Annotated in this window: 20 protein-coding genes; 2 read left to right on the top strand and 18 right to left on the bottom strand. The window is 37.5% G+C overall.

Annotated features, from left to right (window positions below):
• Positions 1-61 precede the first annotated feature (61 nt).
• Positions 62-1,546 (top strand): aldehyde dehydrogenase DhaS, encoded by a 1,485-nt coding sequence (gene dhaS, locus DM800_RS03395; RefSeq protein WP_147786404.1) that lies wholly within the window; start codon positions 62-64, stop codon positions 1,544-1,546.
• 51 nt (positions 1,547-1,597) lie between these two features.
• Here the strand turns inward: dhaS and fabG are convergent, their stop codons facing one another.
• Positions 1,598-2,338, bottom strand: coding sequence for a 3-oxoacyl-ACP reductase FabG (gene fabG, locus DM800_RS03390; protein ID WP_000395032.1), 741 nt, complete (start codon positions 2,336-2,338; stop codon positions 1,598-1,600).
• A gap of 133 nt (positions 2,339-2,471) precedes the next feature.
• On the opposite strand from fabG, the gene DM800_RS03385 reads away from it, so the two are divergent.
• Positions 2,472-2,621 (top strand): YfhD family protein, encoded by a 150-nt coding sequence (locus tag DM800_RS03385; RefSeq protein ID WP_060487356.1) that lies wholly within the window; start codon positions 2,472-2,474, stop codon positions 2,619-2,621.
• A 73-nt stretch (positions 2,622-2,694) separates the two neighbouring features.
• Here DM800_RS03385 and DM800_RS03380 read toward each other — a convergent pair whose 3' ends face one another.
• The 17 genes from DM800_RS03380 to fdhF all read right to left on the bottom strand — a co-directional run bounded on the left by DM800_RS03380 (position 2,695) and on the right by fdhF (position 18,162).
• Positions 2,695-4,548 (bottom strand): terpene cyclase/mutase family protein, encoded by a 1,854-nt coding sequence (locus tag DM800_RS03380; RefSeq protein ID WP_147786403.1) that lies wholly within the window; start codon positions 4,546-4,548, stop codon positions 2,695-2,697.
• 99 nt (positions 4,549-4,647) lie between these two features.
• On the bottom strand, positions 4,648-5,073 hold the full coding sequence (locus DM800_RS03375) for a divergent PAP2 family protein (protein ID WP_000447816.1): 426 nt from the start codon (positions 5,071-5,073) through the stop codon (positions 4,648-4,650).
• Positions 5,074-5,151: 78 nt separating this feature from the next.
• A complete protein-coding gene (rarD, locus tag DM800_RS03370; RefSeq protein ID WP_147786402.1) occupies positions 5,152-6,093 on the bottom strand; it encodes an EamA family transporter RarD in 942 nt (313 codons plus the stop codon).
• Positions 6,094-6,184: 91 nt separating this feature from the next.
• The gene (locus tag DM800_RS03365; protein ID WP_147786401.1) at positions 6,185-6,433 is read right to left on the bottom strand and encodes a DUF1294 domain-containing protein; all 249 of its coding nucleotides are present in this window, start codon (positions 6,431-6,433) and stop codon (positions 6,185-6,187) included.
• Between the two features lie 158 nt (positions 6,434-6,591).
• Positions 6,592-6,990 carry a nucleoside triphosphate pyrophosphohydrolase family protein gene (locus DM800_RS03360; protein WP_060487358.1) on the bottom strand — a complete coding sequence of 133 codons (399 nt, stop codon included), beginning with the start codon at positions 6,988-6,990 and terminating at the stop codon, positions 6,592-6,594.
• A gap of 42 nt (positions 6,991-7,032) precedes the next feature.
• Entirely contained in the window at positions 7,033-7,257 is a 225-nt protein-coding gene (locus tag DM800_RS03355; protein WP_060487359.1) for a hypothetical protein, read from the bottom strand.
• A 15-nt stretch (positions 7,258-7,272) separates the two neighbouring features.
• Entirely contained in the window at positions 7,273-8,322 is a 1,050-nt protein-coding gene (locus DM800_RS03350) for a P-loop NTPase (protein ID WP_147786400.1), read from the bottom strand.
• A gap of 60 nt (positions 8,323-8,382) precedes the next feature.
• Positions 8,383-8,619, bottom strand: coding sequence for a molybdopterin converting factor subunit 1 (moaD, locus tag DM800_RS03345; RefSeq protein ID WP_087982170.1), 237 nt, complete (start codon positions 8,617-8,619; stop codon positions 8,383-8,385).
• Between the two features lie 4 nt (positions 8,620-8,623).
• Positions 8,624-9,088 (bottom strand): molybdopterin synthase catalytic subunit MoaE, encoded by a 465-nt coding sequence (moaE, locus tag DM800_RS03340; protein ID WP_147786399.1) that lies wholly within the window; start codon positions 9,086-9,088, stop codon positions 8,624-8,626.
• Positions 9,069-10,376 (bottom strand): molybdopterin molybdotransferase MoeA, encoded by a 1,308-nt coding sequence (gene moeA, locus DM800_RS03335; RefSeq protein WP_147786398.1) that lies wholly within the window; start codon positions 10,374-10,376, stop codon positions 9,069-9,071. The genes moaE and moeA overlap by 20 nt, the downstream gene beginning before the upstream one ends.
• Positions 10,377-10,394: 18 nt before the next feature.
• Positions 10,395-11,411 carry a molybdopterin-synthase adenylyltransferase MoeB gene (locus DM800_RS03330; RefSeq protein ID WP_147786397.1) on the bottom strand — a complete coding sequence of 339 codons (1,017 nt, stop codon included), beginning with the start codon at positions 11,409-11,411 and terminating at the stop codon, positions 10,395-10,397.
• A 24-nt stretch (positions 11,412-11,435) separates the two neighbouring features.
• A complete protein-coding gene (locus DM800_RS03325; RefSeq protein ID WP_033656377.1) occupies positions 11,436-12,215 on the bottom strand; it encodes a formate channel in 780 nt (259 codons plus the stop codon).
• 200 nt (positions 12,216-12,415) lie between these two features.
• Complete coding sequence (gene moaA, locus DM800_RS03320; protein ID WP_218943200.1) at positions 12,416-13,432, bottom strand: GTP 3',8-cyclase MoaA; 1,017 nt, start codon at positions 13,430-13,432, stop codon at positions 12,416-12,418.
• Between the two features lie 20 nt (positions 13,433-13,452).
• Positions 13,453-14,250 carry a formate dehydrogenase accessory sulfurtransferase FdhD gene (gene fdhD / locus DM800_RS03315; RefSeq protein WP_147786395.1) on the bottom strand — a complete coding sequence of 266 codons (798 nt, stop codon included), beginning with the start codon at positions 14,248-14,250 and terminating at the stop codon, positions 13,453-13,455.
• Positions 14,251-14,266: 16 nt separating this feature from the next.
• Entirely contained in the window at positions 14,267-14,611 is a 345-nt protein-coding gene (locus DM800_RS03310) for a Na-translocating system protein MpsC family protein (RefSeq protein ID WP_000039582.1), read from the bottom strand.
• 116 nt (positions 14,612-14,727) lie between these two features.
• Positions 14,728-15,210: a helical membrane plugin domain-containing protein gene (locus DM800_RS03305; protein ID WP_097858301.1), complete on the bottom strand. Its 483-nt coding sequence runs from the start codon at positions 15,208-15,210 to the stop codon at positions 14,728-14,730.
• Between the two features lie 12 nt (positions 15,211-15,222).
• Positions 15,223-18,162, bottom strand: a complete 2,940-nt coding sequence (fdhF, locus tag DM800_RS03300) for a formate dehydrogenase subunit alpha (protein WP_147786394.1) — start codon at positions 18,160-18,162, stop codon at positions 15,223-15,225.
• Between the last annotated feature and the right edge of the window lie 134 nt (positions 18,163-18,296).

The raw sequence follows: 18,296 nt of genomic DNA, 5'->3' as shown, positions 1-18,296 counted from the left end.
GATTTCGGAATAAACGCCGTCTCGTACTGCGTTTACATTATATTTTCAAGGGGGTTATACAATGAGTCAACTAGCTGTAAATCTTCATGAAAAGGTAGAAAAGTTTCTTCAAGGTACAAAAAAGTTATATGTGAATGGATCTTTCATTGAAAGCGCTTCCGGAAAAACATTTAAAACACCTAACCCAGCAACCGGCGAAACACTTGCCGTCGTTTCTGAGGCTGGTCGAGAAGATATTCATAAAGCTGTCGTTGCAGCTCGCATGGCTTTCGACGAAGGTCCTTGGTCTCGCATGAGCACTGCTGAGCGAAGCCGTCTTATGTACAAGTTAGCTGATTTAATGGAAGAACATAAAGAAGAGCTTGCACAGCTCGAAACATTAGATAACGGAAAGCCAATCCGTGAAACAATGGCAGCAGACATACCACTTGCAATTGAACATATGCGCTATTATGCTGGCTGGGCTACGAAAATCGTTGGTCAAACAATTCCTGTTTCTGGTAATTACTTTAACTATACACGCCATGAGGCTGTTGGTGTCGTCGGTCAAATTATTCCTTGGAACTTCCCACTTCTTATGGCAATGTGGAAAATGGGAGCAGCGCTTGCTACAGGATGTACAATCATTTTAAAACCTGCAGAGCAAACTCCACTATCCGCTCTATACTTAGCTGAATTAATTGAAGAAGCTGGATTCCCGAAAGGTGTTATTAATATCGTTCCTGGATTCGGTGAATCAGCTGGACAAGCTCTCGTTAATCATCCACTCGTTGATAAAATTGCATTTACTGGTTCTACTCCAGTCGGTAAACAAATTATGCGACAAGCATCTGAATCATTAAAACGCGTTACACTTGAGTTAGGCGGTAAATCACCAAATATCATCTTGCCAGATGCTGATTTATCTCGCGCGATTCCTGGTGCACTTTCTGGTGTTATGTTTAACCAAGGACAAGTATGCTCTGCTGGATCACGCTTATTTGTTCCGAAGAAAATGTATGATAATGTCATGGCTGATCTCGTCCTCTATTCTAAAAAACTAAATCAAGGTGTCGGTCTTAACCCTGAAACAACAATCGGTCCTCTCGTTTCCGAAGAACAACAAAAACGTGTAATGGGCTACATTGAAAAAGGGATTGAAGAAGGCGCTGAAGTACTTTGCGGAGGAGGCAATCCATTCGATCAAGGCTACTTCGTTTCTCCTACAGTATTCGCTGACGTAAATGACGAAATGACCATCGCTAAAGAAGAAATTTTCGGTCCAGTTATTTCTGCAATACCTTTTAACGATATTGATGAAGTAATTGAACGTGCAAATAAATCACAATTCGGCTTAGCGGCTGGTGTGTGGACAGAAAATGTTAAAACAGCACATTATGTTGCAAGTAAAGTACGTGCTGGTACAGTATGGGTAAACTGTTATAACGTCTTTGATGCAGCATCTCCATTCGGAGGATTTAAACAATCTGGTCTTGGTCGTGAAATGGGATCTTACGCATTAAATAACTATACAGAAGTGAAGAGTGTTTGGCTCAACTTAAATTAACGAAAAAAGAACCTGGCCTATCCGGTCAGGTTCTTTTCATTATGTATTCATTTAAACTTGCAATCCCCCGCTCACATTTAATACTTCTCCTGTAATATAGGATGCGTATTCTGATGCTAAAAAGGCCGCTGCGTTCGCAATATCTTCTGGCGTTCCAATTCTACCAACCGGAATCGCGCCAACCATCTTTTCTTTCACTTTATCTGGTATCGTTTTTGTCATATCTGTATCCATAAATCCTGGGCAAATCGCGTTACACGTAATGCCGAAACTTCCAACTTCTTTCGCTGCCGTTTTCGTTAAACCTACAACGCCTGCCTTCGTAGCCGCATAATTCGCTTGACCTATGTTTCCTTCTCTACTAATTGAAGATATATTAATAATGCGTCCATACCCTTGTTGTCTCATGTAAAGAAGTGCTGGCTGCATACAATAAAAAACACCTGTTAAATTTACTTGCAGTACTTGTTCCCATTCCGGTTTCTCCATTTTATGTAACATAGCATCTCGCGTAATTCCTGCATTATTTACTAAAATGTGCAGTGTACCAAATGTTTGGACTGCGTATTCAATTAAGGACTTCGCATCATTTTGATTACTCACATCACAACGATACTGCTTCACTTCATATCCTTCATCTGATAACTCACGTGTCGTTTTTTGTAGCTTCTCTTCATTTACATCGCTAATTAATACTTTAGCCCCTAGTTTTGCATAAACCCTTGCAATCTCTTTTCCAATTCCCTGTGCAGCTCCCGTTACTACAGCTGTTTTCCCATTTAAAAACTCCATCCCTATCCCCCATTTCTATTACTTATACTGTATATTTCGGCTCTTTGCTTCCCAATTCCTCTTTGTATAAAAAAGTCTATTTGTGTCAAACTAACTTTGCAACGTCGCATAAAACACAAGGAGATTGTGTCGAATGAACAAAAAAAATTTCAAGCAAAACAAAGCTGCTGATGGCATTGATGTTGAGTTCTCTCGTGAACTCGCTGACCACAATGACTTAGAAGCGAACGCACGTGCAAATGCCGCTGATGCACGTCAAAAACGCCAGTCAATAGAAAAATAAGGAACGCACAACCTTATTCTTTTCAACAGGGACCTACTACCCAATAAAATAAACCGAGAGATATCCTCTCGGTTTATTTTCTATATTTTTTTATATAATGTGCCAAAGTAAGTAGCGGATATATATATGCATAGCTATGATAACGAATATAAAACCCACCTGGTAAACCTGTTCCGGTAGGATAGTGTTCATTATCATCAGGATTCGCAAGCAAATATGAAATACCTTTTCGAATAGCTGGCGTTTCTTCATCATGGTAAGAAATGAGAGCATCTAACGCCCATGCTGTTTGGGATGGTGTACTAAATGGTAAAGTAACGAACCTTTTTTCCACGCTACTGTGGCACGATTCCCCCCACCCACCATCTTCATGCTGTATATGTTCCAGCCATAAAGCTGCTCTTTTCATTGATCGATTGCTAGATGGAATTCCGAGTGACCGTAAACCAGTCATAACAGCCCACGTACCATATATATAACAAATCCCCCATTTCCCATACCATGATCCATTTTCCTCTTGCACATTCATTAACCAATTTATCGCACTTTGTTTTTGTTTCTCAGGCAATTCATTTTGCGCGTATGTCCCGAAAAGCTCTAACACTCTTCCTGTAATATCTGGTGTGGAAGGATCTGTAATCATATCGCTTGCATTTTCGATTGGTAAATTTGCTAATAAATTGCTCGTCACACCTTTTTCAAACGCTCCCCAGCCACCATCATTATTTTGTAATCCTTTAACCCAATTGACCCCTTTCTTCCAAGCATTATCTACATTTTCGTTCCCTCTACTTCTTGCCAACGCTCTTAGCACAGCTGTTGTATCATCGACATCTGGAATTGTCGTATTCACATCCGAAAAACCCCAACCGCCTGGAGTCAGCGCCGGAGCATGTACGCTCCAATCAGCTTTTTTTGTATGCTGTTTTTTTAATACATACGCTGCTGCATGTTGAATCATCTTATTATCTTTCGAAGCGTGGGCCTCTTGTAACGTATAGCTGAGTAAAGCCGTATCCCATACAGTTGAAGGAGAATTTTGCAAATGATTCCCTCTTTCCATCTTCCATATATAAGATGTTATCCCTGCTATAGCTTTTTGAATCATTGATGATTGAAGAGAATGTCCTAACGCGAGTAAAGCATAAATCATATAAAATGAGGCAGTTGCGTAACTATATAACGTTCCATTTTCATCGATACGCTCTTTCATAAAACGTTCGACTTCCTCATATCCTTTATGGTGTAAAGAAAGTGGATACGATATGATTTGTTTTACATCACTTAATAACTTTTGAAACAACGGAGACCGCTCCTCCCGAAACCATTTCCCGCCCCCGCCTGCGATATGATTTAAATTTGGCAGTAACTTTTTTCCTACTCGAAATCTTTTATTTAAACAAACCATCATCGGAATTAAATGGATACGTGCTGAGCTACTCAATTCAAATATACTGAGGGGTGAATCATTTTGCAGAAACATAATCGGTGTTGGCAAATGAAAGAGCGAAGGGTATTCATATTCTCCATGAATTGCTAATAAAAACTTCGTCATAAAATGAGCACGCGCCACGCCTCCACGTTCCTTAATAAACATTTCGGCTCGCCTCATATTCGCATCTTCTTTTGTATATTTTTTTGAAGCTAGTAAGGCAACATAAGATTGAATTGTAGCAGATAAATTGCCACCCACTTCATCTTCATACAATTTCCATGTTCCTTCATTTGTTTGAAGTGATGCTAATCTTTTTACAAACGGTTCTATCTCTTTATCTCTACCTAATAATTTTAATAAAAAAATCATATGGCAATCTGTTAATGGTGCTCCTTCAAAGCAAAACTGCCACGTACCATCTTGCCGTTGCATCGTTTGAAGTGCAGTTGTTCTTCTTGCTATTTCTTCATGCACTTTTTCATATAATAACAAGTTACTCACCCACCCTTTCGAAATCCGTATAACGATATTCAAAAAGGTAGCTAAATATGTATGAAAACAAAGAAAAACAGAACATATAAAATGTTCTGCTCATAAGCAATATCCCACTCCGACAATAATCCCTACCAAAGCACCGACTACTACTTCATACGGTGTATGCCCGACAAGTTCATTTAACTTCTTATATTCTGTTTGTCTACCGTGAAAGAACTCATTCAATATTTTCGCTTGTTTACTAACTGCAAGTCTTACTCCTGAAGCATCATACATAACAATTATTGCAAAGATAGCAGCAATAGCAAATAAGGTACTTTCCACACCTTCTACAACGCCAACACCTGTCGCAAGTGCTGTAACAGTTGAAGCATGAGAACTCGGCATCCCACCTGAAGCGAAAAACTTTGCAAAATCAAATTCACCCGTTTTGAATAATTTAAAGACTACTTTCGTTAATTGTGCTAGAAACCATGAAATTACAGCGGCCATAAGCGGATCATTATGTAAAATTGTTTCCACGTTCTCAGCTCCCTACTGACTATAATGGAAATCTATATAGTATCAGTATAAAGAAAAATGCGTAGAAAATACTACGCATTATGATACTTTTGCTGATTTATTTTTTATAAATTTCGGTTGTTTCTGCACTAAAAACTTTGTTTTCGCTATTGAAAACACAAATAATGCAACCCATATACAGAAAAATGCCATCATATGAGTAGATGTGAAATGTTCACCAAATACGAATACACCTAAAATTAAACTAATCGTTGGTGCAATATATTGTAAAAATCCTACCATATAAAGCGGAATAAGTTGTGCTCCTTTTGCAAAATAAAAAAGTGGTAAAGCTGTAACAATGCCCGCTCCTATTAATAGTAACGTCGATGACATGGAAATAGATCCAAATGAACCGAATCCATGCGCTCCTGTCATAACGAGATAGATAATCGCAAACGGCGTCACTAACATCGTTTCCATCGTAAGACCAATTGTCGCATTATAGTTTAACAATTTTTTTGTTAATCCGTATAATCCAAATGAAAAGGCAAGTGATAAAGAAACCCACGGAATAGATCCGAAACGGACTGTTAAAATGATAACCCCTATTCCAGCTAAACCAACTGCAACATATTGCCAAAAGTTTAACTTTTCCTTTAAAACGACTGTACCAAGTAAAATACTAATAAGCGGATTAATATAATATCCAAGACTTGCTTCAATGACATGATTATGATTAACGGCCCATATGTAGACAAACCAGTTTCCACTAATCAAGACTGAAGCTATTGTTAATGACATTAATAATTTAGGTCGTTTAAAAAGATTCACGAACTCCCCAATAAACTGACGAAACCTCTTCGTAACACCTAACACAAGTAACATAAAAACGAACGCCCAAACGATGCGGTGTGCTAATATTTCATCTGCTGGAACTTCCTCAACCCATTTCCAATAGATTGGTAGGATTCCCCACATCGTATAAGCACCAGCCGCATATATAATTCCTTTTTTTTGCTGTGCTGATTGACTCCCCATCTTCCCTTTTCTCCTCTTCTCATTTTTCTCCATTATACGGTCCCGCATGCTCACTTTACCAATAATCAATCTGCAATTCTTTCGACATTTCTCATACAGCAAAAAGTAAACATACTGTTATAACGACAAGTAACGGTATACCGAAAACAAATTTCTTTTTATATGTTTTATGGTGAAACATATACATACCAATCCAAGCACCAACTGCGCCTCCAGCTACCGCTGATAAAAACAACGTACTTTCTGGCGTTCTCCACTGTTTCTTCTTCGCTTTTCGTTTATCAAGCCCCATAAGGCTAAAAGCTATAACGTTAATAATAATAAAATAAATCCATTTCATCGCTTTCTCTCCCTATGAAAAATTCGCTTAATGGTAACATGAAAAAACGATGGAAACAACTGAAGAACACTTTTTATTAATTAGTTACCTTTATATTTAAATAACCAACTAAAATCGCAGTTACAGCAATTAAATAGAAAGATATTATGAGCAGAATCTTATATTGCATTCCCTTCATCCACTACCATATCATCGAAAAAACTTCTCTCAATCTCTTTTTCATCGAAATGAAGAACTACAATTAGTCCTACATATAAAGAAACGAAATTTAGAAACCATTCCCCATTATCATCTTTCTTAGCTAAACATTTAAATATCTCTTGAAATTGCATACGTTCATCTGCAGCAACAACCGGGCGCACACCAAAATATTTCAATACGAAATGTAGGTTCAGCTGCACGGATAATGATAAAATATATTTTAATATCTCCGTATACTCCGCACTATCTTTTTGACTATACAACTTCACAAGCTTTTGATGTAAAGTAGAAATCGATAATTCTTCGTTAGTCACTTTAGTTGCTTCTATCGTTTCAATCATCTTTTTCATATTCATTACATTCACCCCTTCTGCAAAAAAACAAAAGCCAAAGCGTATTTATTTTATAATCAGCAATAATTGAGTATTTCTCATCTCTCGTTCTTCTTCACTAACCAAATCATACTTTTTTAAAAGATGAAAGATATCATTTAATATTTCCTGTGAATGATTCCCTCGCAAAAATACCTTTAACTCTTTAAAAATCACTTCCGGTAAAAAACTCTTTTGACTTTCAAGTTTACTCATTACATCTTCCATAGAATGATCGATATTACACGCCATACTAAACTTCCTCCTCTATCCTCTATAAATAATATCCTCCGCTAACGATGTAAACACTTCTCCTACAAGAGACTCTTCATCATATACAGATGAACCGTTATTTTCTTCTCGTTTTGCAAAAGGTATTTGTGCAATCACTTCTGTTTGCAATTGTTCTGCAAGCATTTCGCCGCCTCCTTTTCCGAAGAGATAATTTTTCAATCCATCTTGTTCTTCATAATAAGCCATATTTTCTACAATCCCTAAAATCTCGTGTTTCGTATGTTTTGCCATAACACCTACTCTAGATGCTACGAATGAAGCTACGTTGTGTGGTGTTGTAACGATAATTTCTTGCGCCTGCGGGATCATTGCTGCAACATCAATAGCTACATCTCCTGTGCCGGGTGGTAAATCAAGAAGTAAATAATCTAATTCTCCCCAGTGCGTATTCGCAAGGAAATTTTGAATCCATTTATTTAACATCGGTCCGCGCCACATAACCGGGTTATTTCCTTCTGCAAAAAATCCCATCGACATAATTTTAACACCGTGACTTACAACCGGAATTGCCGTTTGATCAATCATCGTCGGTTTTTGATTCGTTTCCATCATAGCCGGAATGCTAAAACCATATATATCTGCATCTAATATCCCCACTTTTTTTCCCATACGAGCTAAAGCAGTTGCAAGGTTAATTGTCACTGTTGATTTTCCAACTCCACCTTTACCGCTCGTTACAGTAATAAATCGTACCCCTGAATCAAGGCGAAGCATGCTCGGCATTCCAGTTTCTGTTCTACTATTTTTCTTTAACTTCTCTGTTAGCGCATCTCGTTCTTCTTGTGTCATAGAACCAAATGTCAAATCTACTTTAGATGCACCAATTGCCTGAAGAGACTCTTCCACATCTTGTTGAATTTTTGCCTTTAATGGACAACCTTGAATCGTTAGCACTACTTCAAGTTTAACCTCTGTTCCATTCATTTGTATATTTCTAACCATATTTAATTCTACAATACTTTTGTGTAACTCCGGATCCTCTACATGTTTTAATGCGTTCATTATTTGTTCTTGAGTAATCATAGAACTCATCCCTTCTCGTATTCGAATTTATATACAACATCTTCTTGGCGAAAAAGCTTATTATCCCCCACTAACGGGCGGGATTAATGCGACTATATCTCCAGCTTTTATCATCTCTTCATCCGTTACAAATTCTTCATTAACAGCCACCATCACTCTATCAAGCGATTGTAAGCAATAGCTTGCTTTGAGCCATTCTTTTAATTGCTGCACTGTCATTTCTTGTTTTTCTGAAATTATTAATTGATCCGATCCGATTTCCTCACGCAAATTTGCGAACAATAAAATTGTAATCATCTTCTCATTCTTCCTTCTTCGGTTTTCCTTCTGGATATGCCGTATTTTCAAGTTGATCTCCAATCCACATCGTCCCATCTTCCCAAAATTCTTTTTTCCAAATTGGGACGATTCGTTTTATACGTTCAATCGCGTATTCATTCGCTTCATACGCTACTTTGCGATGCGGTGATGAAACTGCAATAACGACCGCAATATCCATGATTTCTAGCCGCCCTACACGGTGCTTAATTGCTACTTTTGCGTCCGGCCATTTTCCGTTAATTTCTTCACCAATTTTTGTAAGTTGTTTTACTGCCATCGGTTTATATGCTTCATACTCTAAATGTAACGTTCGTTTTCCTTTTGTTAATTCTCTCACCGTACCAATAAATGTTGTAATTGCACCTGCTTCTCTTCTTGCGACTTTATTCGTTACTTCTTCAACTACAATCGGTATATCTACAATCTCAAATAGCGCTTGTCCCATTAGAAACACCTCTCACTTTATAAAATGCCCAAGGCCATTCACTACCTTCGTTATCTTCCAGCAAAAGAACATCTACGAACATATCTTTTTTATAACCTCTCGTACCACCTGGAAGTACAATAAATATATTTGTCTCTGCTAGAGAAGAAACCGAGCTAGATTTATCAAACCCTGACGGATAAGCGATTAATTGCCCTTCGTTATATGTCAGTTTTGCTCGCACAAATCTGGTAAATGGATTTGGTTTTAGAAAATCTTCTCCTAATAACGCTTTTTCTCTTTTTACATGTGCTTTTTCACTAAACATATACGTCCGAATACAAGGTCTTACAAATAATTCAAATCCTACGTAACAAGCAGATGGATTTCCTGATAAACCAAATAATAACTTGCCTTTTAATTGTGCTACAGTCGTAACACTACCTGGCCGCATTGCAACTTTATTGAAAAGAACCGATGCACCTAACTTTTCGTAAATAGCTGGTAAATAATCGTAATCCCCTACTGATACACCACCTGTTGTAATGAGCATATCCACTTGGCTTAACGCTTCTTTTACAGCTGTGAAGCATGTATGAAACTCATCGCTAAACTTCCCAAAATATTTTACTCTTCCGCCCGCTCTTCGAATTTGAGACAATATCATATACGTATTACTATTTCGGATTTTCCCTGGCTGTAATGAATCATTTACATCCAGTAATTCACTACCAGTCGCTAACAATCCAATTACAGGCTTTCTTGCCACTGGTACCTCACTATATCCGAACGTAGCAAGAAGAGCTGAAATACCTGGATGAATGTATGATCCTTTTTTTGCAAGAACCGTTCCTTTACGAGCATCTTCACCTTGAAAAGAAATATTGTCACCCGTTTTGAATGATCGCTTCACTTCCATATAATTGTTGCCAGCTTCCTCATATTGACGAGTCAGCTCTAACATAACAACCGCATCACACCCATTCGGAATTTGCGCTCCCGTCATAATTCGAACCGCTTGAAACGGCCCTACTTTCTCGTGAAATATTGATCCCGCACCAATTTCACCAATTACTTCAAACACAATTGGTGTTTCATAACTTGCTACATTCGTATCTTCTGCTCTAATAGCAAATCCGTCATACGGTGAACGATTGAATGAAGGTACGTCATGGTCAGCTATTAAATCCTCCGCTAATATACGTCCGTAAGCTAATTCAATAGGTAGTAACTCCTTTAATCCCTCATTAGCAAATCCCATTACTTTACGAACAGCTTCTTCAACCGTAATTGGCACTCTTCTTTCCATTATTGACAACCCTTTCTATTAACCGAATACGCGATAATATAATTGTTTCGCTTTCGAAATATCATTTGTACCATGAATGAAAACACGACCATCTCGAAAAATAACGACGCGGTAATCATCTAGTTGGCAAGATAGTAAATACGGATTCCGATCTACTTCCCCCAATTTTTTTAATACTTTTTCTATATCGTCAAAATCGTACTTCCTATTTTCTACCGGCCTAATTTGCACTGTATTTCTTCCGCATAAAACAGCCACCTTCGTTTGGTTTTCGTATGATAAATAAGGATAAGTTCGATTCAAACCGCACGAGGGGCAATCTTCTGTTTTGATTTTCCCTAGTTTTATAAAATGGTTTTGATTACTCCATATATCAAACATGAAAAATGTTTTTCTAATTGCTGAGAAATCTCCGACTAAAATTTTGAGTGCTTCCGCCACTTGATATGCTGCGACGATTTGAACAGTCGGGCTAATAATTCCAGCGGTATCACATGTCACACCTGTAACAGGAACGTTCTTCAGCACACAATGTAAACACGGTGTCTCTTGCGGAATAACCGTATAACTCATACCGTACGATCCAACGCAAGAACCATATACCCACGGGATATTATGTTTTTGTGATAAGTCATTTATTATAAATCGAATATCAAAATTATCTGTTGCATCAATTATTACATCTACATTTTTTAATAGGTCCTCCATATTTTCTGCAACTGCATCCATTACGAAAGCATGCATTTGTACTTCCGAATTAATTTGTTCTAGCCGATTTTTAGCAGCGATTGCTTTCGGCATTTTCTCTCTCACATCTTGTTCAGAGTACAATTGTTGCCTTTGTAAATTACTCCATTCAACGTAATCACGATCAATAATCGTCAATTTGCCAATACCTGCACGTACGAAACTTTCGGCACTTGCACTTCCTAATGCGCCTGCTCCTACAATTAACACATGTTTATTCCGAATTTTTTCTTGCCCTCTACTCCCAATTGGTTTGAACAACTGTTGTCGTGAATACCGCTCAGCCATTACATATCCTTCCTCTCACGAACTCTATTTCATATTAGAATGTTGTTTTTGATAACAAGCAAAATAAGCAAATCCAACAAATCCAGCTCCCCCAATTACATTTCCGATAAAAACAGGAACAAAATTTCTAGCAAGATCCATCCACGTCAGATGACCTGCAAAAATAACTGCTGAAATAACAAACATATTTGCTACCACTTGCTGAAATCCAATCACTACAAATGCCATAATCGGAATCCAAATTCCGATTATTTTCCCGACAAAATCACTCGTCCCATAAGCGAGCCAAAGCGCAAGACAAACGAGCCAATTACAACCAATTGCTAAAATTAAAGTTCTCCCAAATGATTCATGTAATTTCCCTTCCGCTATCGCTACCGTTTTATTTAAATAATCTCCCTCTGTTAATCCGCCAAGATGACCGAAACAATACGCAACAAAAATAGCTCCCACGAAATTCATGAAAGTAATCCAAACCCAATTATTTAGTACACTTACCAATGTAATTTTCTTTGCATAAAGCGCCATAGAAAGTGACATCATATTTCCGGTAATTAATTCTCCTCCTGCTAATACGACGAGCATTAATCCAACCGGGAAAACCGCTCCTCCTAAAACATTGACTAAACTACCCCAGCGCTCAGGTAAATTACCTAAAACACGAATATTAAGCAAAAAACCTAACGAAATAAACGCTCCTCCTAAAAAACCGAGAATAAGCATTGCTGGCAACGTCTGACTTACTTTTTGAACACCGGCCTCAATTACAAGCTCAGCAATTTGTTCCGGTTTATGAAATGCCATTACCAATTCCTCCATTTTCTCCAAATAAAAAAGCAGCTTCAAAAAACCTCCTCAAAATAAAGGTTTTTGAATGCTGCTTAATTTCTCTGCACATCTTTTACAGAGATATCAATCATCACTTTTACTATAAAATAGAAAATCTACAAACGTTGCATACTTTCCATTTTGTATATACTTCCTCAAAGCATCACTCTTATATATTAACCACCAATATGTGACATTTCAATTTTAGGCGATTTTTTTTTACTTGTATGACTTAAGCGTTCATCTGAATAACGATCTTCTCGGTTGTTCCATATATCACGTACGATATCTATTATTTCCTCGTCAGTGTATCCAAATCGAAGTAGTTCTCTCAAGTCATTTCCTTTAGAAGCAAACAAACAAGTATATAATTTTCCTTCTGCAGAAATACGTGCTCTCGTACATGATGAACAGAAGGAATCTGTTACTGATGAAATAATACCTATTTCTTCATCACTTCCAATATAACGATAGCGAGTCGCAACTTCACCTACATAATTCGCTTCTATCCGTTCTAATGGCATAACTTGATGAATGGCATCTACTATTTCTTGTTTCGAGACAACCTCTTTTAACTCCCAACCGTTATAATTTCCAACGTCCATATACTCAATAAACCGAAGAATATGCTTATTTTCCTTAAAGTATTGCGCCATCTGCAAGATGTCTTGTTCGTTTTTTCCTTTTTGAACGACCATGTTTATTTTAATTTTCATACCAACTTCAGCTGCAGCCTGTATTCCTTCCAGAACCCTTTGCACTTTGCTTCTATTACCATTCAAATAGAAAAACCGATCTTCTTCTAAGGAATCTAAACTAACTGTCACACGTGATAAACCCGCCTTATATAAATCAGGAGCAAACTTTTTCAGTAGCGATCCATTGGTTGTTAAACCGATATCCTCCACACCCTCTATTTTATTAAGGCGCTCAATAAGCTGCGGAAGTCCTCTTCGAAGTAACGGTTCTCCGCCCGTAATTCGTAACTTTCTTACACCTAAAGAAACAAAAATACGTGTTATCCTTTCAATCTCATCAAAAGATAAAATTTTATCATTAGACAAAAACGAATAATCAGGACCAAATATTTCTTCTGGCATACAATAACGACAGCGGAAATTACAGCGATCAGTAACAGAAATACGTAAATCCTTTAAAGGTCGTTGTAGGTTGTCTAATGTGACAGATTTCATATTTATTGCCTCACTTTTACTTATTTTATATTTATAACACGCTCTGGATGCGTATATACATTTAAGGATTGATTCCGAATAAACCCTATCGTAGTAATACCTAATTCTTCTGCTAGCTGCAAAGCCAATTCGGTTGGAGCTGATTTTGACAATATAATTTCACAACCGATCTTTGCAACTTTCAATAATATTTCCGAAGAAATACGACCACTAAATACAATGACTTTATCTTTTATAGAAATATTATTTTTTAAGCAATAACCGTAAATTTTATCTAATGCATTATGTCTACCGATATCCATTCGGCTTAAAATAATGCCATTCACATCACACAAAGATGCATTATGAACGCCACCTGTATGTTGAAATGTCTCTGCAGATTGCTGCATTTCTTTCATTAATTGAAAGCAGTCTTCTGCAGCAACCTGTACATGGACACCATTCATTTTTTTAGCGCTTAGTGCATCATTTGCAAAAACAAACCCTTGTCTACTCATACCACAGCATGAAGTAATATAACGTTTATTTTGCATTTGTTCGTAATACGGATTCACTTTTTTCGTTGTGACATGTACAAATCCTTCTTTCTCTTGTACCCATATGTTATCAATATCTTCATACTTCCGAATGATTCCTTCAGATGCTAAAAAGCCTATTACCATATCTTCTATATATTCTGGAGTACTAACCATTGTAACAAACTCCTGTCCGTTCATTTTAATCGTGACAGGAAACTCTGTTACAATACTGTCCTCTATATGTTTAAACGCCCCTTGTTCATAACGAAAGATTTCTCTTTCTACCTGTATCGGTTTCACGATCAGTATCCTTCTCTCACGTTATATTTTTATCAAAAACAAATACCGAAACTGCAATATCTTCTTCTACTTTCATATCTGAAAATAAATTCACTAATTTCGCTCCAACAAGTTCCTCCAAATGTTCACGGGAATTCGCAGCATACACTTCTTGAATCATTTTCGTTCTAGCCATATGAACCATTTCCGCACCGTCCATCGTACTTGAAATGAATTTTTCAGTAGGTGTTAAGTTTCCGTAAAGGGTCGCAATCGCCATATTTTCAGCAAAAACAGTATGAATTCGTTCTGGTCCTTTTCCGAAAAGTTCCTTTCGAAGTTTTCGTATCATATCATTAAATTCATGTACTTTTTTTGACATACAATTATACCTCCCAAAAATCCTCATTTTACTTTATTATATATTTTACCAAAATGACCCTTCCGCCCAAAATATTTCGTACAAACATTTGGGCGAAAAGATTCACTTCATGAAGATTATTCGTCTTTTAACCCTTTACCCATACCTTTTAAGAAATGAAGCCCAAACCCTATAGCACGGTTAATATCTGGGTCTTTCAATACTTTCATAAGGTCAAATACCCCTACTTTTTTATTACTCTCTAGATGTTCATTACCTTCTTCTAACCCTACTAATAAGCTACCTATAAGCTTTTTCGTAAGTTCTGGATCAAGTTCTGTTAAAGCACCCGCAGCACCCATCATATTATTAATTAAATTCGTAACAGGCTCACGAGTCACTTGGCCAAGTACAATCTTTGCGATCGGTTCTTTCGCCTTTAACATAGAATTTGCAGCTTCTAGCATTCCGATGTCATTTAATTCCCCAACAATATTAAACATTTGATTTAAAGCCTCTTCATTATTAGCTAGAAGCTCTTTTAAATCATCTAATTTTTGCTGTTTTATTTCTTCCTCAGTTAATTCTTGTTTTTGAATCACTTTTATAGGTGTAGCCATATTTTTCTCCTCCTACTTATCCGTTAAATGCACATACCCTGGACGTGCCCACTTACGATTTACCTCAATACCAGCTTGAGGATGACGTTTTTTGTTACGCGGGTTCGCTTTTGGCATCGGATTTGCGCCATCAACTTCTAGCACTTCCATACGCACTTTCGTCTGTTTATAAGCAGGTGTGTTCGTACGTACGTCCACAGCAGGACCTGTTAAGAAATTAATTGCTGTTTCATTATCTGTAGAGTTCATCGGTAAATATAACTCATTTTCTTTTACACGGTCTGTTACAAGTGCACGTAATTTTAATGCTCCAAAAGGAGAAACAAGACGAACTAATGAACCTGTTTTCACTCCACGTTCTTTTGCAAGTGCTGGAGAAACTTCTACAAACACACCAGGTACTTTCGTTTGAATACCTGTTGATTTATTTGTCATATTCCCTTCATGGAAATGCTCAAGCATACGACCGTTATTAATGTAAAGATCGAACTCCGCTGGGAATTCAGCTGGACGTACCCAGTCAGCAATCGCAAAACGAGCTCTTTTATCTGGGAAGTTAAATCCATCTTGGAACAGAAGTGGTGTATTCGTTCCATCAAAACTTCCCCAATGGAAACTATTCCACCCTTCAAGTACTTCATAGTTTGCTTGTGAGAATAGTGGTGATAAACTTGCCATTTCAGCAAAAATTTCGCTTGGATGGCTATAATTCCAGTTTGCACCTAATTTATTCGCAATCTCCTGCACAATCCACCAATCTGGCTTCGCATCTCCAAGCGTAGGAAGAACTTGATACAATCTTTGCACACGACGCTCTGTATTTGTGAAAGTACCTTCTTTCTCAAGAGACGGTGCTGCCGGTAATACAACATCTGCATATTGAGCAGTTTTAGATAAGAAAACGTCTTGTACAACGAAGAAATCAAGGCTTGATAACACTTCATGTACGTGGTTCGCATTAGAGTCTACAAGAGCCATATCCTCTCCGACAAGATACATAGCTTTCATTTTCCCTTCATCAATTGCGTGAAGCATTTCAATATTATTAAGACCTGGTTCACTATTAATTTTCACTCCGTAAGCCATTTCAAATTTCGCACGTTCCATATCGTTAGTAACGTGCTGATATCCAGGAAGCCATCCTGGTAAAGTACCCATATCACAAGCACCTTGTACGTTATTATGACCTCGAAGTGGATATGCACCAGCACCTGGACGACGATAATTACCTGTTGCAAGCAGTAAGTTTGAAATCGCAGCGGAAGTATCCGATCCACCTGTATTTTGCGTTACTCCCATCCCCCAAAGGATACATGTACCATCTGCATCACGAATCATTTCAGCCATTTGAATAAGTATTTCTTTTGAAATACCAGTCATTTCTTCTGCATATTCAAGTGTATATTCTGTAAGACTCTCTTTAAAATCTTCAAAGAAGTTTACATTCTCATCAATAAATCGTTGATCGTGCCAGCCTTGGTCAATCATATATTTCGTAACAGCCATTAACCATACTTGATCTGTTCCTTGTTTTGGACTAATAAAAACGTTTGAACGCTCTGCCATTTCTGTTTTACGAAGATCAGCCACAATTAATTTTTGTCCGTGTAATTTATGCGCACGTTTAATACGTGTAGCTAAAACAGGATGACCTTCTGTCGGATTACAACCTACAATAATAACAAGACCGGATTTTGCGATATCTTTAATCGTTCCAGCATCTCCGCCCATACCAATTGTACGGAATAATCCGTCTGTCGCTGGCGATTGACAATAACGTGAGCAGTTATCAATATTATTCGTTTCAAATACTTGTCGAGCTAATTTCTGAATTACATAATTGTCTTCATTCGTAATTTTAGATGAAGAAATAAAGCCGACAGCATCTTTACCGTATTCTTCTTTAATAGATCCTAATTTACTTGCAACTACATTTAGTGCTTCTTCCCATGTAGATTCAACAAACGTTCCATTTTTACGAATTAAAGGTTTCGTAATTCTTTCTTTAGAATTTACGAAATCCCAACCGAATTTTCCTTTTACACAAGTAGAAATTGCGTTAACTGGCGCATCAGAAGAAGGTTGTACTTTAAGGATTTTACGCCCTTTCGTCCACACTTCAAATGAACAACCTACACCACAAAATGTACATACTGTTTTCGTTTTCTTCGTACGAGTATCACGCATAGCCGCTTCCACTTCTGATACCGCAAAAATGCCGCTATATCCAGGCTCAACTTCTTTAATTAAATCTACCATCGGTTCAAGAATATCTGGTTTTAATCCCGTCATAAATCCAGCTTCACCGAGCATCGTTTTCTCCATTAAAGCATTACAAGGACAAATGGTTACACATTGACCACAGCTCACGCATGAAGAATCATTAATATTTACTCCTTCATCCCAAATAACTCGTGGACGTTCCGCTTCCCAGTCTATTGATAACGTTTCATTTACTTGTAAGTTTTGACAAACCTCAACACATTGACCGCATGCAATACATTGATTAGGATCGTAGCGATAAAACGGATGCGTCATATCAACTTCACTTGCATCTACTTTTGGTTCATAAGGATATTTTTGATGTTCAATCTCCATTAATTCTGCTGTATTATGCAGTTTACAGTTCCCATTGTTGTTGTCACATACTGTACAGTATAATAAATGATTTTCTAGTAACCTATCCATTGCCTCTGTTTGTGCTTCTTTGGCATGAGCAGAATTACGTTCAATGTTCATACCTTCTGTCACTACTGCCGAACAAGAGCGCACTAACTTTCCGTCAACCTCTACAATACAAGTGTCACATGTTTGAATAGGATCTACTTCTGGCACGTAACAAATTTGCGGATGTTCAATCCCGTTCTCATTAATAACACCCAATATCGTTGAACCAGGCTCCGCTGTATACTTTTTTCCGTCAATTGTAATATGAACCATGTTGTTATTCATGGTCTTTCCCCCTTTTTGAGAATAAAAAAACTCCACCACGAAAATATACGCACCACATTTCGGCACGTTATTATCATGGTGGAGTAGTTTATTAGCACATCTTGCTAAAATACCAATCCATTTATTCATAAATA

It is taken from the genome of Bacillus sp. AY18-3 (assembly GCF_008042305.1).
Taxonomy (GTDB): domain Bacteria; phylum Bacillota; class Bacilli; order Bacillales; family Bacillaceae_G; genus Bacillus_A; species Bacillus_A wiedmannii.
The sequence above is the reverse complement of the archived record's forward strand: the minus strand, read 5'-3'. Positions and strand labels throughout refer to the sequence as shown.

Coding starts and splice junctions, on each gene's coding strand:
- dhaS (WP_147786404.1), top strand. CDS start 62: ATGAGTCAACTAGCTGTAAATCTTCATGAAAAGGTAGAAAAGTTTCTT.
- fabG (WP_000395032.1), bottom strand. CDS start 2,338: ATGGAGTTTTTAAATGGGAAAACAGCTGTAGTAACGGGAGCTGCACAG.
- DM800_RS03385 (WP_060487356.1), top strand. CDS start 2,472: ATGAACAAAAAAAATTTCAAGCAAAACAAAGCTGCTGATGGCATTGAT.
- rarD (WP_147786402.1), bottom strand. CDS start 6,093: ATGGGGAGTCAATCAGCACAGCAAAAAAAAGGAATTATATATGCGGCT.
- DM800_RS03365 (WP_147786401.1), bottom strand. CDS start 6,433: ATGAAATGGATTTATTTTATTATTATTAACGTTATAGCTTTTAGCCTT.
- DM800_RS03360 (WP_060487358.1), bottom strand. CDS start 6,990: ATGAATATGAAAAAGATGATTGAAACGATAGAAGCAACTAAAGTGACT.
- DM800_RS03355 (WP_060487359.1), bottom strand. CDS start 7,257: ATGGCGTGTAATATCGATCATTCTATGGAAGATGTAATGAGTAAACTT.
- DM800_RS03350 (WP_147786400.1), bottom strand. CDS start 8,322: ATGATTACTCAAGAACAAATAATGAACGCATTAAAACATGTAGAGGAT.
- moaD (WP_087982170.1), bottom strand. CDS start 8,619: ATGATTACAATTTTATTGTTCGCAAATTTGCGTGAGGAAATCGGATCG.
- moaE (WP_147786399.1), bottom strand. CDS start 9,088: ATGGGACAAGCGCTATTTGAGATTGTAGATATACCGATTGTAGTTGAA.
- moeA (WP_147786398.1), bottom strand. CDS start 10,376: ATGGAAAGAAGAGTGCCAATTACGGTTGAAGAAGCTGTTCGTAAAGTA.
- DM800_RS03330 (WP_147786397.1), bottom strand. CDS start 11,411: ATGGCTGAGCGGTATTCACGACAACAGTTGTTCAAACCAATTGGGAGT.
- DM800_RS03325 (WP_033656377.1), bottom strand. CDS start 12,215: ATGGCATTTCATAAACCGGAACAAATTGCTGAGCTTGTAATTGAGGCC.
- moaA (WP_218943200.1), bottom strand. CDS start 13,432: ATGAAATCTGTCACATTAGACAACCTACAACGACCTTTAAAGGATTTA.
- DM800_RS03310 (WP_000039582.1), bottom strand. CDS start 14,611: ATGTCAAAAAAAGTACATGAATTTAATGATATGATACGAAAACTTCGA.
- DM800_RS03305 (WP_097858301.1), bottom strand. CDS start 15,210: ATGGCTACACCTATAAAAGTGATTCAAAAACAAGAATTAACTGAGGAA.
- fdhF (WP_147786394.1), bottom strand. CDS start 18,162: ATGAATAACAACATGGTTCATATTACAATTGACGGAAAAAAGTATACA.